Raw genomic sequence first — 15,648 nt, 5'->3', positions numbered from 1 at the left:
CCAGAATCTTTTTTGATTCCAGTGCTTCTTTAGTCGTTACTTTTCTAATTATTTATATTTTAAAATTCTAAAGATACCAAATTTGGAGAAATGTTATCTTTTTGTGACTTTTTCAAAAACAAACAACAACTAACCTTATGTAACCCTTGATATATCAATGTTTCCGAAAAAAATGAACGCTTATATTCATCGTAAGCGTTCATCTATTTACCCCTTTTCATATGTATTCACAAAGCCCTTTATAGCAAGGTTTTTTCATTATTATAATAATTGGATTTCGCCACTATTCACATGCATTCAGAATTTTGGTTGCTTTTTTGTTGCTTTTATTTTTCATAAAATGCAATTTAAAAACATACTGATACAAACTGAAATAATTGATATATCAAAAAGCCACCCGCTATCGGATGGCTTTCATTCTTCATAACTTTCTTCATCTAATCGTGCAGCGTGTATAGTGTGAATGGGTATATGTTTAATCTTGGTGATGGTCTCTAATGTAAGTTCTTGCTTATCCGGATTTAAAGCTTGAATAAGCCCAGTCCATTGCACGTACTTTATGCTTTCCCAAACAGTTAAAGTAACGATTTTTTGCTGTGTTACTGCTTGATCTATTGTTAGCTGTAATTCCTCTAGCTCCCATTCAGTCAATTCTCTAGGTGCTTCAGCATATGATTCTTGTTTCCAATCGCGGATTTTCTGCACATGTTCCGGCAACATCATCGCCGTCCACTTAATTGTACCTCTATCTCGTATCACAATTTACGCCCCTTTTATGCTAAATGTCCACCGACTAAACGATCTCTTTTTATAGCGGTTCCAGCATCGGTATATGAAGCTGCTCGTAATAATGAAGTCGCACCAAACTTACTGCGAATAGCGTCCATAGTATGACCTAGAATCTGCCGTTTCTCTTTCCGCTCATCGAATAAATCCAGCTGAATACTACGCTCCGGCTCTAAATTTGTTAAACGGACAGATAATTGTCGAGCTGGTTCGCCAGCAAAGTATTGATTCAATAATTCCATGCAAACTTTGTGCATCACAAGTGTCTCATTCGTTGGGATTTCAATGGTTTTTGACCGATGGAAGCTCTTTGTCATCGCACTGTGGCTATAAGACAGACCGAGTGTTACCGTCCGACCAACATATCCAGCCTCACGGGTACGTTTCATTACGTCTTCGCACATTTCTAACAAAACAACCGATATTTCCTGTCTTGTGTGATAATCACGCATGAGCATTTGGCCTTTGCCAAAACTTAAAGCAGAATTTGTAACTAGAGGCTCGCCTAACGTTGAGAGGTCGATTCCCCACGCATGATGATATAGCTGATTGCCCATAATACCGAAGCGTTTTTCAAGCACATTCAGATCTGCATTTGCTAATTCTCCAACTGAAAATATGCCCATATCATTTAGGTTTGCTTCCATTCTTGAGCCAATTCCCCACATTTGCGAAAGTGGCTTCACTGGCCAAAGCTTTTCCGGTACATCTTCGTAGGTCCATTTAGCAAAACCCGTCTTTTTAGATTCTAAATCTAGAGCTAACTTCGCCATCAACATATTTGGTCCCATCCCTATAGCTGATGGAATATTTAGTTGAAGATAAATTGCTTCCTGTATTGCTAAAGCAGTCTCTTCAGGTGGACCCCATAATTTTTCTGTTCCTGTTAAATCCACAAAACTTTCATCGACGCTGTATACATGGATGCATTCTGGTGGTACATACTGAGAAATCAAACGCGTAATAGCCATGCTCATTTCTATAAAGTACGCCATTTTCGGCTCAAACAATTTAATGTCTGGATGCTTTGGTATTTCGTAACGCCTATTCCCTGTTTTGATTCGGAATCGTTCTTTCATTGCTGGAGATGCTGCAAGAACTACGCTACCAGGTTGTTCAAAGTTACCAATAATCGCTATTGGCGTTGTCATAACGTCTAATCCGTGCAGAGTAGCCATACAGCTGGCATAAAAGCTTTTCATATCGATGCAAAAAATACTTTTGTTTGGCATGTTTTCGTAATTCATACGACATCACGCGCTTTATGGATTAACGGCACAACAGCTAGAACATGATCGATAATAAAAGTACGCTTTGCCTGTTTCATAAAACAAAATGCTTGAAATAAATCACTTTCCATCTTAATGATTTTGATACGCCTTTTTGTTATTCCACCAGTCTTTGACACGTACATCATGTTTACTAACTGATTACGTTGCATAGCTTTTATTAGCTGTTCTTTCATTATTTTTCCCCTTCCTAATAATAAAAATAGAACATTTGTTTGTATTTATCTTACGCACAAACGTTCTGTTTTACAAGTGATAACATAAAATTTCGTTATGTACTTTTTACCTATTTTCCAATAAAATTCAAAAAATAGTTCATGTCAAATAATTAGGGCAAAGAGAAAAAATACAGAACATACTCCGATTAGTTATGAAACTGAGGAATAAATTTAGTCACTCACCTAAGTGGCTTTTAAAATTAGGAGGCCCAACATTGAGGTACATAAAAGGATTGTTTGGATTCATAATGATTTTGTTCGGAAGTTCACTAATAGCCATAACTATTGATGATGATATGATCAATAACATAATTTTGAGAATAGCTGGTGCTATTTTCATTTTCTTTGGATCGACTACACTTCATAGACAAACCCACCCACACAAATACAAAAAGACCAAGACGGCAATTAAGTTATCTTGGTCATTTTTATGTTGTAGCAAAACAAATGAAATTGGAGGTACTGAGTACGCTCTAATTATCAGCATTAGCCGTACCGACTGCAGCACTTGCGAATGTGCCAAGCATAGTCAACATAACAGCAAACCGACAATTTGGTCCTAATGATAGTGTGATAGAAGGGCAGTTTGCTAAAATGTTAACTAGTTAGTTTAAGTACAACTTTTGCTACATTTTAATAACTCATATGAGCAAATTCACAAACATTAATTTCCATACAATGAAGTGGCAGTTGCTTTAAAGGGGAGACAAGATTCTATCAATGGATGTAAACACACTTTTAAAGAACTTATTCATTGTAGTATGCTTGTTGAGTGGAGGCTGGGCGACTCCTGGGGGATCAGCGTCCTAGATGAGACCCTGGAGCGAGCTTGCGAGTGAAGCGGCTCATCAGACGCCCCCCGGAAAGCGCCCAGCCGGAACGGAAATCAACCTCCATTCACGATATCGAGCAATAATGAATATACCTTAGGTGTTAAGAGCTTATGCTATTCTACTGGCTTAACCTTATATCTCAAAACAGTTTTTAATTTTGCAGGTTCAACTTTTCTAAAATCTGAAAGATATATTTCCCTATGTAGCATCGCAACTCTTTCAAGATTGTTGTTTTTCGCGAATTCATTCATTAATTCAAAACTTTGAGGCTCATCATCATATGGTCCTACATGAAGCATTTGTACAGATAACCCATCTTGAATCGTATCGAATGTTACATCCTTTAGGAATGGATGTGGTTTCTTCTTTTCTACATGCTTGAACGCTCTCTCTACTACCTCTTTTGTTACAAAATTCGGCTGTCTAATCATGATTGTATATAACAATTCATCTTTATCTAATGTATCTAATTGCCTTCCCTCTTCGGTTAAATCCCAAATACCTTCTAATGGATATACTGTATACTCAAAATAACCGTCCGGCGTATATCCTTGCTTTGGCATCATTCTGACCGCATAAGCCAACGAGTAAAGAACACCAATCTTTTCTGCAAATTCTTCCTCATTCGGATTGCCCTGCCCTTTTATCATAAAAAACTGCTGTTCTGGAACTGTTACAAGTTCAGGTTTTTGTTTTGGGATATATAAATTCTTCTCTTGTTTTCTCCATTCGTATTTCATTAGCTTTTGTTCCCTTCTATATATTATTTTCATTATGTTTGAGCACTACTTCAAAATTAAGCTGATGCGATCGTAAAAAGCGTCTCCACTTGTTGTAGAGACGCAAGCGTTAGTTGAAGTCCAATAACTTCACAACCGCCTAACAAAGAATGCTTCAATTGTTAGCAAAAAAGAGATAGGCTCTGTTAAACAAAACCAACAGCTAAATAGAAGCTCAGCTTTATTCCGTTAAAAGGCACTTTAATGGAGTAACGAAAAAGCCCAATTTCTTAACATTAATCTTAAGAAATCGGGCTTTATAATATTGGCGTTTCCTTAAAATTATAAACACGAGGTTTCTGACGCAATCACTAAATAATCGTATATTTAGAATGAGTCATTTGTTTTATAAAATAGGGTTTTTCTTCCCTTTTGCAATAATTATGCTTCATCTTAGCGAAGGTCGTATAATTACATTGATAAAACTAAGAAATTGTGATAAATTTATATAGTTATACCGAAAATAGTTTTAACTATGTATAGTTATCCTTATTTTAATTATATACTATAGAATCCTTTTCAGTCAACCCATATGTTTATTTTTCAAAGGAGTGTTATGGACATGGAACTTCGCCAGGAGCAAGAACGAGTGAACAGCGTAAAAGAGACAATTACAGAGCAAATCAATAGATTGGAGGCCGAAACTTCCAAGCGTCGGATGGAAGTTGTGAATATCCGCAAACACTTTTGGGATGAAGTGAAGGTTAATCTTGATACCTTCGACGATTATCTTGAGACAATCATCGGCTTGAGACAAGAGGCTCAAGCTCTGTCCGTAAGCCAAAGCACTCATAGACATGCATCTAAAAGATTATCTGCGCTAAGACGAATGCAAGAAGTGCCCTATTTTGGTCGAATCGATTTCATTGAAGAAGGAATTTCAACTACAGAACGAATCTATATCGGCACCTCAACACTAACGGATACAAGCGGAGAAAATATCCTTATTTACGACTGGAGGTCTCCTGTCTCTAGTGTTTACTACGACTACCAACCTGGTCCCGCCAAGTATACTACACCCGGAGGTACCATCCATGGCATACTGGAGAAAAAGTGGCAATATCTTATCCGTGGCGGCATTATCCAATCTATGTTCGATACCAGTATCACTATTGGTGACGAAATTTTACAGCAGGTACTTGGTAAAGGTACAGACAAACATATGCACAGTATAGTAGCCACTATTCAACAGGAGCAAAACCAGATCATCCGGCACGATCGTGGACGAATGCTCATTGTACACGGCGCTGCTGGCAGTGGTAAGACATCGGCTGCCCTACAACGGATTGCATATTTACTCTATAAATATCGAGATATGCTGAATGCCGATCAAATCATTCTTTTTTCACCGAATTCGATGTTTAATAGTTACGTTTCCAATGTGTTGCCAGAACTCGGCGAAGAGAATATGCAACAGGTCACTTTCCAGGAATACTTGGATCATCGGCTGAAAAATGAGTTTGAAGTTGAAAATCCTTACAATCAATTGGAATATGTTTTGACTGCAGTGGATAATCCATTATACAAAACAAGGATTGCGAGCATCCGGTTCAAGGCTAGCACCCGCTTTTTTGAAGCGATTAAATCATACAGGGAGTCGCTGGAATCATCCGGAATGGTATTCAGAGGGATTAGCTTCAGAGGAAATAAAATTGTTACTGCAAAACAAATCACAGATAAGTTTTATAGCAGCGACACCTCTCTCCGCTTTCATAACAGACTTGAAAAATTAAAGGATTGGCTAATTAAGCAATTAGATGAAGTAGAGAAACTCGAACGGACTAAGCCATGGGTACAGGAGGAAATCGACCTCCTTAGCAATGAGGCTTACCATAAGCTATTTACCTACTTAGCAGAAAAACGCGGCTTTAAAGGTGAGTCGATTCATGATTATGAAATCGAACCTGAAGAATTAGCTCGTTTGATTGTTCGCCTGAAATTGAAGCCGTTGCGAAAACAGATAAAGGCGTTTCGTTTCGTCAACATTAAGGGAATATACAAGCAGTTTTTTACCGATCCAATCCTGATCAAACAGTGGATGGACCGGGAAGCACCCGAAGAGTGGCCAGCCATTTGCCTATTGACAGTGAAAATGCTGAACGAAGGTAAACTATTATACGAAGATGCTACTCCCTTTTTACTTATGAAAGAGCTGATTCAGGGCTTTCAGACAAACAGCTCGATCAAACATGTAGTTGTAGACGAGGCGCAAGATTATTCTCCGTTTCAATTCGAGTTTTTGAAACGTTTGTTTCCTTCGGCAAGAATGACCGTGCTCGGTGACTTTAACCAAGCAATTTTCGCCCATGCCAGCGAAATGGTCGATTTTCACACACTTTCTGGCTTATACGGTCCGGACGAAACAGCTGCGATCAACTTGACACGCAGCTACAGATCCACAAAACCGATCGTCGAATTTACACGCGGACTCGTACCTAACCGCGAACGGATTATCGCTTTTGAACGCGATGGCGAGAAGCCTATATTGACGCAACTGTCCAATCGCGATGAATTGCATCGCTCCATAGCTTCCAAAATTGCAGACTTACGGAAAAGGCAATATAGCACAATAGCGATTATATGCAAATCTGCAGCGGAAAGCAACGTTGCATACAAGTCCTTGAGCGACATCGAAGAAATTAAGCTCGTGAAGAGTGGAACAATTGAATACGAGCAAGGCATTGTCGTCATACCAGCGTATTTGGCAAAAGGTATCGAGTTCGACGCTGTTATTATTTATGATGCATCAGCGGAAGTATACGGAAATGAAAGCCTACGTAGATTGTTTTATACTGCCTGCACCCGGGCTATGCATCACTTGCAACTTTACAGCGTAGGTGAACCGAGCCACTTTTTACGCGACGTAGCGCCGGAAATGTGATTTTTTCATTATTTAAATAAGAAATACAAAAACTCCATTTTGAAAAAGATTGATCAAAATGGAGTTTTCGTATTTTATGAAGTGTGAGATTAGTATAAAAATGTTTGATCATTTCAATGTGCCTTATTCTACAAACGCTCCTGTTAGTTGAAGAATAAATCAATATTTGAATGAAGAATTTTCCCTTATAGTCAGAATGACTTCATCTAAATCCGATGGCTGTAAGTAGGTTGTATTATAGAAAAAGCGTTTATCTATTCCTTTAATTTCAAATTCATTCACTAATTCTAAACATCTTACTCCCATCTGATGTTCTTTAATCCTTAAAGCATCTCTTCTCAACAGTTCACCACTATCAACCCATAAAACAACATATATAATTTCTACGTTTTTTACCTCAGCATAAATCTTTTGAGAAAATTTTTCTACTTCTTCTGGGAAAGCAACATAATCAATGATTACATCCTTATTTGCCTGTACAAAATTGATAGTTAAATCAGCTATGTTTTTCCAAACTAACGATAGTGATTCTTCACTTTCCCAAGGTGGAAGATACCCGCCAACAACCATATGATTTATTAAATCACCTTCAATATAAGCACTATGATCAAACTGTTCTGCAAGACCCTTTGTGGTTGTTGATTTACCCACTCCCGCTGGTCCAGATATAATATAAATTTTATTCATTATTTCCCCCCACTTTTTATATGTACATATGTAATTCAATGTTAAAACCTTGAAGTCCTTGTTCAACTAAACTACGTCGTTAGTTCAGTAAGAAAAAAGAGATGCTTATGCAACTCAATGATCTTCAAGTAAAGCCTCGTTAGTTTAAGTACAAACTTCACAAGTTAACTATTATAAAAATATAAGAGCCTTTCTACATTTTATTGTAATAAGGCTCTTTAAAGTTGTTTGCACTCAAAATTTAATAATAAAATTGTTTAATTCTTGTTCAACTAACACACTCGTTGACCTTTCAGGTAAATAACCCTATAATGAAATTGACCTAGTAGGTTAATCCTCTTTTCTTATAAAGGAATGACAAATGTTGACAAAATTATTGGATTTAGACTCTCAAAGAAGGAACGCCATTCTAAATGCAGCGTTAAAAGAATTTTCATCAAAGGGATATGATGACGCTTCAACAAATGTAATCGCAAAAGAAGCCGGAATTTCTAAAGCCCTTATGTTCCACTATGTAAGTAGCAAGCAGGAGCTTTTTCTTGTTGTGTATGATTACTTCTCTGCCCTACTTAAAAAGGAATATTTTGAATTGATGAATTATGATGCAAAAGACATTTTTGACAGATTGCGTCAATCATATCATTTGCAAATTAAATTATCGGAAAAGTACCCTTGGATTTTAGAGTTTAATAAACTTTCACGAACTACTAATTCCAACGAGGTTAATGAAGAACTCGAAAATAGAACACACAAAGATCATTCAAGCTGTTATCCTAATTTATTTGATGAAATAGATGAAGCTAAGTTTAGAAAGGGGCTGGATATAGAAAAGTGCAAGCAGTTTATATTATGGTCTAATATTGGATTTACTAATGAAATGTTAGATGACATTAGAAATTCAGAATCTCAGTCTTTGAACTATGAACTCATTGTTGAAAAGCTCGATGGATATTTTGATGAACTGAGAAAAGTATTCTACACGTCAAGCCATAAATAAGGGGTTAGGGAATGTGCGTTCAACACGAAAATGCAGGTAAAGAATCGACGGAGGAGGGATATGAGATGATTGATGCGCGTGAGCCGATAATTGTAGAGTTTCCTTTGAGAGGAGAATGGTACTCTCCTAACACGCCAGGGACAAAAATTCCGAGTCATGGCACAAACAAATTTGGAACAAGATATGCTTATGACTTTGTACAAGTGGATTGGGAAAGAAAGGGTTTGCCCGCCTATCGCGTTAGTTTGGCGCAATATCTACTTTTTGGGGTTCCCATAGATGAATATTATTGTTGGGGGCAAGACGTATATGCTCCTTGCGACGGGATCATTGCCCAAGCAGAGGATGGTTATACAGAACGAACACGAACAAAATTGCTTTCAGATATGTCTAATGCTTATAAAAATGCTCATTATTTTGACCCGAAGAAAGATGACATACAATCCGTTGCTGGCAACTACATCATTATAGAATGTGCCGACAATGTATATGCTGGATTGGTCCATCTTCAAACAGGGTCAATTCAGGTTTCAGTTGGTCAATGTGTTAAAAAAGGTGAAGTTATTGGTAGAGTTGGTCATTCAGGTAACTCCTTTGCTCCGCATTTGCATTTTCAACTTATGGATAGTAGTGACATAGCTATCGCAAACGGATTGCCTCTCGCTTTTGAACAATACGAATTGTTTAGAAATGGCATATGGGAAAAAGTAAATAATGGGATTCCAACAAATAAGGATAGAATAAGATTTCAGAAATCTAATGAATTGGAATAAAGTTTTCACATATGGCAAAGTCAATAATTTTTCTAGCCCATTATTGAGCTATCCCCCCGTTAGTTGATAACATTTCACAATGGGTCGCCGAAATCTACTTGATGTTTTGGACGTGAAAATAGACCATCGAAATGATGGTCTTGCACCGGTTTATTTAATAATTCCTACCCAAAATTCCTATCCAAAAACAGAAGCATATAACTACCTGCACAAAGATAAATGGCAACTTGAGTTATGACATAAATCGAAAATTCAAATAAAGTTAATTTCCTTTCTCTCCTAATTTTTTTAAAGTGTCTATAGTAATAGAATGAACATAGGAGTAATATTATTGCTGATACTTGGAATATGTTTTCCAATAGAATAACCAAAAAATCATCTCCTCACATTAATAATATTTTTTCATTAACTCTTCTGTTCCTACTTCAATAAATATATAAGTTCTCCTGAGAATAGATAAATCCTTTTTCAACTATTCTGCGCCTGTTTGTTGAAAAAAAGCACACAAAGCGAGATTTGGATGCATTCCGGACTAACATTTAGAGAAAATCATTTTTAAAAAATGGTTCTATATCCATCTCATGTAAAAGGTACTTCATTTCGGGTAGTTGTTTCATATCTTTCATGTGCTCGTTAGATTCCAAAATTTTATGACGCAATTTATAAAGTAAATCTTTAGGAATATCTCTATAATAATATTCATATTTTTTCCCAATTACTTCTTCGTTATTGCTCAAGAAGTAAACTGTGTGATGAAAAATATTAGGAAACACTTCTTGTAATTGTTGGTGGTGAAGTAAAAATGCTTCCACATAGCATTCAAAATCATAGAAGGTGTTTGGATTTTCTTGGTCTTTTGTATATTGTTTTCGACTACTTAATACCCCTGTATGTCCAGCATTTAGATTTCCGAGTAAATACATAAATAAGAAAAATGAATGCTTACGTAATTCTTTATCGGGAGCGTTAAAGTATTGATAGAAGGTATCAAAATTATTTTTTGAATAGTTTCCTACTGTATGATAATAGCCGATATTAAAGCAATCAATAATGGAATGAACCTTTTCTATTATTTCTTTCATCGTAAATCCACTCCTCTTATAAGTATCTATTTATAATGTAACTATAATATTTGCTCGGTTTAATAAATAGAGAATACTCGTTATTCAATGAAAGATTTTTTATTTGTCTCATGTTATTAGGGCAGTGCGCTACCCCTACTTTTTGCAAATTTTGTATTGACTGAATGCCATAATTATCTTCCCCAAAACTACTGAGAGTTGTCGTTTGATTAGCATCTTTCCCTCCAAAATGTATCATAAAATCCGTACTGTAAATTGTTTCACCTGTTTTTACAATATAAGGAACTAAGTCGATATTAACACTTCAGACTAATTCAATTTTCGCCACCGCTTTAACCTTTTTCAACATTTAAACTTCATTTACTATATTTTTTAGCATGTCATTAATAGACACCGTCTCTGAATAGATTAATTTATAACACTCAAAATACTTTGTGTATTGTTGATGATTATTCATATTTGGTAATAAAGTCCTTGAAGTTTCTACACATATAGACACGGCCTGTTCATAGGATTCAAACCACCCTACTCCTATACCAGCTATCATCGCTGCACCTAACGCTGGACCTTGTTCATTCGTTAACTTTGATACAGGCATACCGAAAATATCTGCAACTATTTGTAACCAAATTTCATTTTTGACTGCACCACCTATACAAACAATTTGTTCAATTTGATTATTTTGTTCTTTTAATAAATCAAAACATTGCTTTAGTGAAAAAGTAATTCCTTCCACAATTGCTCTTGTAAAATGCGATCGGTGATGTGTATTTTTAATTCCAATAAAGCTTGCTCGGATATTAGCATCTCCATATGGTGTACGTTCACCAAACAAATAGGGTGTATATAATAGACCATTTGATCCTATAGGTATTCCCTCTATTTCATGGAGTAAATTATCAAAATCTAGATTTGGCGCAAAAGTAGATTTATACCATCTTAAGCTTTCACCTGCCGCAAGTGTCACCCCCATTATATAATTCGAAAATTTTTCTAAATAGGAGAAAGAATGAATAAAGTTCCCTACATATCGTGCAGTATCGCTCGGTGTTAAGACAACCCCTGATGTACCTATACTAACTAAAGCACTTCTAGGGTTCACAATCCCTGCCCCTAGTGCACCACATGCATTATCTGCTCCACCTGCATAAACTGAGATTTCACTATTTTGCGAGAAAAGTTCCTTATATTTCGGCAATAAATATCCAACTAACTGGTCGGATGTTACTAGGGGTGGACATACCGTTTGTGGAATATTAAAACTAGCACAAATCTCTTTACTCCATGATTGATTGTCCATATCAAATAATAATGTCCCTGCTGCATCAGAAGGCTCTATACACAGCTCCCCTGTAAGTTTAAATCGCAGATAATCTTTTGGTAAAACAAACATATGCAACTGCTCATAAATGTTAGGTTCATGTTCTTTTACCCATAATAATTTTGGTAATGTGAAGCCTTCGAGTGCATCATTTTTTGTAATGCTATATAATTTTTCTCCTAGTGTATCTTTAATTAATCGACATTGGCTTGTTGTCCGTGTATCATTCCATAAAATAGCGTTCCGCAAAGGTTGTAATTGCTCTGATAACATAACGAGCCCATGCATTTGTCCTGAAAATGAAATACCCTCTACGATTACGTCAGTCACTTGTTGTAAAAGCATTTCTATACCTCTTATGGTTTGTTCAACCCATACACCTGGATCTTGCTCAACAAAATTATCTTTCACCTCAATTAATGGATATGATTGTGTGCACTGGCCAACTAGCTCACCTTGCTTATTTAGCATCACAATTTTCACTGAACTTGTACCTAAATCAATACCTAAAACAACATTTTGCATATTCATTCACCTCTATAAGAAAAAGTGCCAGTTAGTTGGCAGGCAACCTACTGACACTATTTTCTATTATTTTCACTTTGAATCTGACATGTAAACATCTACTAACACTTCTGATTCAGGTTTTTTGCCATCTTTTAAATATGCATCTACAAAGTTTACAGCTTCTTTACCAATAAAATCGAAATCTTGTACAGCTGTAACTGACATTTTCCCATCTTTTATTAAATCATATGCTTCCTGGGCACCATCAAATCCAATAATAATAATTCCATCTTTATCTCTACCAGCTGTTTCGATTGCACGTGCAACACCTACTGCCATTGTATCATTTTGTGCAAATACAGCATCAATATCGTCATGTTTTGCAAGTAAATCAGACATAGCCGCTTCAGCTGGAGCCATTGAGAAATCTCCTACAACAGTATCTAAAATCTTAAATTTACTTTCTGGATTTTTGGCTGGATCAATGACGCTTAAGAATCCGCCTCCACGCTCACGTTGTGGTGCTGTACCCATAACTCCTTCAATATGGATTACGTTACCTCCATCTGGTAATTTATTAGCTAACCATTCCCCTGATAATACGCCACCCTTTGTATTATCTGTAACTAGATATGATAAAATCCCATCCACATTTACTTTTCGGTCAACTGTAACAACCGGAATATTTTGTGCGATTGCCTCTTTTAATGCATTTGCTGTTGAATCCTCATCCCCAGGGTTAATTACAATTGCTGACACACCTTTTTGTAATGCATCTTCTACTTGAGATGGTTGTTTTGAGGCATCATTTTGACCATCATATATAATTACCTCATAACCTAAAGATTCTGCTTGTTCCACTACAGCATCACGTAATACATGGAAAAACGGATTTCCTAAATCAGCCATTAATAATGCAAGTTTTTTGTCTTCCGATGTTGAAGTACTATCATCTGTTGAGTCCTCATCACCACAAGCTACTAAAAATAACATTAGTAAAGCCAGAAATAAAAAGCGAACCTTCTTCATACCCATCTTCCTCCTAAAAAAAGTTTTATCTAGAACTCTTACGATCTAATATAACCGCAACGAGTATAACTAGCCCTTTAATTACTTGTTGATAAAACGAAGAAACACCTATAATATTCAAACCGTTATTTAACACACCTATTATTAATACCCCTATCAATGTGCCAAAAATTCTTCCTCGGCCACCTGCTAAACTTGTACCACCGATTACAACAGCAGCAATCGCATCTAATTCATAGCCTGCCCCTGCAGTTGGTTGGGCCGAGCTAAGACGTGATGTTAAAATGATTCCTGCTAGTGCCGCCATAGCACCACTAATCACATAAACAAGCGCTTTCGTTTTTACAGTAGCAATTGAAGATAATCTCGCAACTTCTTCATTACCACCGACTGCGTAAACACTGCGTCCAAAAACTGTTTTTTCAATTAGTATATATAATAAAAAGAAGGCAATGAAGAATACAATCATTGGAAATGGCAATCCCAGTGTTTTCCCCTGACTAACAAAATCTAATACTTTTGCATTTGAAGTTACGCCCATTGCTGGTATACCATCCGAAATAATTAGCGTAATACCCTGAAACATCGTCATCGTTGCTAAAGTTACAATAAACGCTTGTAGTTTTACTTTTGAAATAAGGAAACCGTTTAATAAACCTAACGTTGCACCAAAAAGAATAACGATTATTATTGCTAATACATCTGGAGTTCCAGCTAAGATTAATAAGCCTAACACCATACCTGACAAACCTAAAATAGCCCCTACAGATAAATCAATCCCACCAGTTAAAATAACGAATGTCATACCCAAAGCGATAAGACCATTTATCGATACTTGCCTAAAAATATTTAAAATATTATAAGTTGTTAAAAACTTTGGATTCATCAATGAAATAACAACAACTAGCAAGAGTAATACAATGACGGTACCGTACTTTTCGTAAACCCCTTTAACTTTGTTCATTGTCCCTATCATCCCCTCGTTGCAAAATCCATTATGTTTTCTTGATTCGCCTCTGCTCGATTAAAGATTTTCACTAATCTTTTTTCACGCATTACTGCAATTCGATCGCAAATACCTAGTACTTCTGGTAGTTCACTAGAAACGATAATAATCGCAACTCCTGCAGCCTTTAGTCCATTAATAATTTCATAAATTTCTTTTTTTGCCCCTATATCTACTCCCCTTGTTGGCTCATCTAGTATGAGAATCGATGGATTTGTATGTAACCACTTAGCAATAACTACTTTTTGTTGATTCCCACCAGATAAATTAGCAATTTTCATAGTCGGTGAAGCCATTTTGATATTTAATTTATTTTTATAATGCTCAGTTTCTTCAAGTTTCATCTTGTTATTTATCAGACCAGACTTCGTAAAATCCTTTAATGATGGTAGTATCAAATTTTCAGAGACATTGAAGTCTAGTATAATCCCCTCATTTTTACGATCCTCAGTAATAAAACCAATACCAAGCTTTTTAGCTACTTTGGGCGATTTTATATTTTCTTCTTTACCTCGAACATAAATTTTGCCACTTGTAGCCGGGCAGCTTCCAAAAATTGCGTGCATAACATCTGTACGTCCAGCACCCATCAAACCTGAAAACCCTAAAATTTCACCAGCACGGACGTCAAAGCTTACATCTTCAAATTTCCCTTCAAGCGTCAAATTTTCAGTTTTCAACAAGACATCCTTAGGTTCTATGTCAATACGTGGAAAACGCTCGTAAAGGTCGTACCCAACCATCATTTTGACAATTTCATCAAACGATGTATACGCTTTCTTTTTTTGCCCAATAAAAGTACCATCACGCATAACTGTAATTTCATCACATATCTCAAATATTTCTTCCATACGATGCGAAATATAAATGAATGATTTTCCTTGCTCTTTTAATTGGCGAATTACTTTAAAAAGTAAATTGATTTCTTTTTCTGTTAAGGCTGCTGTTGGTTCATCCATAATAATAAGTTCTGCGTCTAACAAAAGTGCTTTTGCTATTTCTACTAATTGTCTTTTACCTATAGAGATTGATTTGATGCTGTCATCTGCATCAACATACAACCCCAGCAATTGTAATTTTTCTGTTGCAAGGGCTTTCATTTCTTTCTTTTTGAGCAGTCCGAATTTATTAGTAATCTCTCGACCTAAAAACATATTATCTACAATACTCATTTCATTTAGAACATTTAACTCTTGATGAATAAAAGCTATTTTGGCCTTCTCGCTATCGCGAATTGAATGTATTTGTACTTCCTTATTGTCAATAACAATAGTGCCTTCGTCTTTTGTATACACTCCCGTTAATATTTTCATAAGTGTAGATTTCCCTGCTCCATTTTCTCCCATTAAAGCATGCACTTCAGATGATTTAACATGAATTTGAGCGTGCTTTAATACTTTAACTAAATCAAAAGATTTTTTAATATTCGTCATTAACAGTTCCAAAGATATCCCTCCGAA

Annotated in this window: 13 protein-coding genes; 3 read left to right on the top strand and 10 right to left on the bottom strand. The window is 36.1% G+C overall.

The features are described from left to right. Positions 1-414: 414 nt before the first annotated feature. The 4 genes from AEA09_RS07170 to AEA09_RS07150 form a co-directional block, all read right to left on the bottom strand. Entirely contained in the window at positions 415-759 is a 345-nt protein-coding gene (locus tag AEA09_RS07170) for a YolD-like family protein (protein ID WP_053583187.1), read from the bottom strand. Positions 760-773: 14 nt separating this feature from the next. Beyond that, positions 774-2,033 (bottom strand): Y-family DNA polymerase, encoded by a 1,260-nt coding sequence (locus AEA09_RS07165; RefSeq protein ID WP_053583186.1) that lies wholly within the window; start codon positions 2,031-2,033, stop codon positions 774-776. Further along, entirely contained in the window at positions 2,030-2,251 is a 222-nt protein-coding gene (locus AEA09_RS07160) for a transcriptional regulator (protein ID WP_053583185.1), read from the bottom strand. The genes AEA09_RS07165 and AEA09_RS07160 overlap by 4 nt, the downstream gene beginning before the upstream one ends. Positions 2,252-3,239: 988 nt before the next feature. After that, entirely contained in the window at positions 3,240-3,866 is a 627-nt protein-coding gene (locus AEA09_RS07150) for a GyrI-like domain-containing protein (RefSeq protein WP_053583183.1), read from the bottom strand. A gap of 595 nt (positions 3,867-4,461) precedes the next feature. Between AEA09_RS07150 and helD the strand changes: the two genes are divergently transcribed. After that, entirely contained in the window at positions 4,462-6,786 is a 2,325-nt protein-coding gene (gene helD / locus AEA09_RS07145) for an RNA polymerase recycling motor HelD (protein ID WP_053583182.1), read from the top strand. A 159-nt stretch (positions 6,787-6,945) separates the two neighbouring features. Here helD and AEA09_RS07140 read toward each other — a convergent pair whose 3' ends face one another. Then, positions 6,946-7,473 carry an AAA family ATPase gene (locus AEA09_RS07140; RefSeq protein WP_053583181.1) on the bottom strand — a complete coding sequence of 176 codons (528 nt, stop codon included), beginning with the start codon at positions 7,471-7,473 and terminating at the stop codon, positions 6,946-6,948. 361 nt (positions 7,474-7,834) lie between these two features. On the opposite strand from AEA09_RS07140, the gene AEA09_RS07135 reads away from it, so the two are divergent. Both AEA09_RS07135 and AEA09_RS07130 read left to right on the top strand, forming a co-directional pair. Then, on the top strand, positions 7,835-8,470 hold the full coding sequence (locus AEA09_RS07135; RefSeq protein ID WP_053583180.1) for a TetR/AcrR family transcriptional regulator: 636 nt from the start codon (positions 7,835-7,837) through the stop codon (positions 8,468-8,470). Between the two features lie 65 nt (positions 8,471-8,535). After that, a complete protein-coding gene (locus AEA09_RS07130; RefSeq protein ID WP_053584640.1) occupies positions 8,536-9,243 on the top strand; it encodes a M23 family metallopeptidase in 708 nt (235 codons plus the stop codon). A gap of 539 nt (positions 9,244-9,782) precedes the next feature. Here AEA09_RS07130 and AEA09_RS07125 read toward each other — a convergent pair. The 5 genes from AEA09_RS07125 to AEA09_RS07105 form a co-directional block, all read right to left on the bottom strand. Continuing rightward, complete coding sequence (locus AEA09_RS07125) at positions 9,783-10,325, bottom strand: hypothetical protein (RefSeq protein WP_053583179.1); 543 nt, start codon at positions 10,323-10,325, stop codon at positions 9,783-9,785. Between the two features lie 349 nt (positions 10,326-10,674). Continuing rightward, positions 10,675-12,171 carry a xylulokinase gene (xylB, locus tag AEA09_RS07120; RefSeq protein WP_053583178.1) on the bottom strand — a complete coding sequence of 499 codons (1,497 nt, stop codon included), beginning with the start codon at positions 12,169-12,171 and terminating at the stop codon, positions 10,675-10,677. A 72-nt stretch (positions 12,172-12,243) separates the two neighbouring features. Beyond that, complete coding sequence (locus AEA09_RS07115; protein WP_053583177.1) at positions 12,244-13,182, bottom strand: sugar ABC transporter substrate-binding protein; 939 nt, start codon at positions 13,180-13,182, stop codon at positions 12,244-12,246. A 25-nt stretch (positions 13,183-13,207) separates the two neighbouring features. Beyond that, positions 13,208-14,146 carry an ABC transporter permease gene (locus AEA09_RS07110; RefSeq protein ID WP_053583176.1) on the bottom strand — a complete coding sequence of 313 codons (939 nt, stop codon included), beginning with the start codon at positions 14,144-14,146 and terminating at the stop codon, positions 13,208-13,210. Between the two features lie 8 nt (positions 14,147-14,154). Further along, positions 14,155-15,633, bottom strand: coding sequence for a sugar ABC transporter ATP-binding protein (locus tag AEA09_RS07105; RefSeq protein ID WP_053583175.1), 1,479 nt, complete (start codon positions 15,631-15,633; stop codon positions 14,155-14,157). Between the last annotated feature and the right edge of the window lie 15 nt (positions 15,634-15,648).

The sequence above is a fragment of the Lysinibacillus contaminans genome (assembly GCF_001278945.1).
In the GTDB taxonomy this organism is placed as follows: domain Bacteria; phylum Bacillota; class Bacilli; order Bacillales_A; family Planococcaceae; genus Lysinibacillus; species Lysinibacillus contaminans.
Note: the sequence above shows the minus strand (reverse complement) of the source record. Positions and strands in the feature narration are given on the sequence as shown.

Coding starts and splice junctions, on each gene's coding strand:
- AEA09_RS07130 (WP_053584640.1), top strand. CDS start 8,536: ATGATTGATGCGCGTGAGCCGATAATTGTAGAGTTTCCTTTGAGAGGA.
- AEA09_RS07160 (WP_053583185.1), bottom strand. CDS start 2,251: ATGAAAGAACAGCTAATAAAAGCTATGCAACGTAATCAGTTAGTAAAC.
- AEA09_RS07115 (WP_053583177.1), bottom strand. CDS start 13,182: ATGAAGAAGGTTCGCTTTTTATTTCTGGCTTTACTAATGTTATTTTTA.
- AEA09_RS07125 (WP_053583179.1), bottom strand. CDS start 10,325: ATGAAAGAAATAATAGAAAAGGTTCATTCCATTATTGATTGCTTTAAT.
- helD (WP_053583182.1), top strand. CDS start 4,462: ATGGACATGGAACTTCGCCAGGAGCAAGAACGAGTGAACAGCGTAAAA.
- AEA09_RS07110 (WP_053583176.1), bottom strand. CDS start 14,146: ATGAACAAAGTTAAAGGGGTTTACGAAAAGTACGGTACCGTCATTGTA.
- AEA09_RS07140 (WP_053583181.1), bottom strand. CDS start 7,473: ATGAATAAAATTTATATTATATCTGGACCAGCGGGAGTGGGTAAATCA.
- AEA09_RS07165 (WP_053583186.1), bottom strand. CDS start 2,033: ATGAATTACGAAAACATGCCAAACAAAAGTATTTTTTGCATCGATATG.
- AEA09_RS07150 (WP_053583183.1), bottom strand. CDS start 3,866: ATGAAATACGAATGGAGAAAACAAGAGAAGAATTTATATATCCCAAAA.
- AEA09_RS07135 (WP_053583180.1), top strand. CDS start 7,835: ATGTTGACAAAATTATTGGATTTAGACTCTCAAAGAAGGAACGCCATT.
- xylB (WP_053583178.1), bottom strand. CDS start 12,171: ATGCAAAATGTTGTTTTAGGTATTGATTTAGGTACAAGTTCAGTGAAA.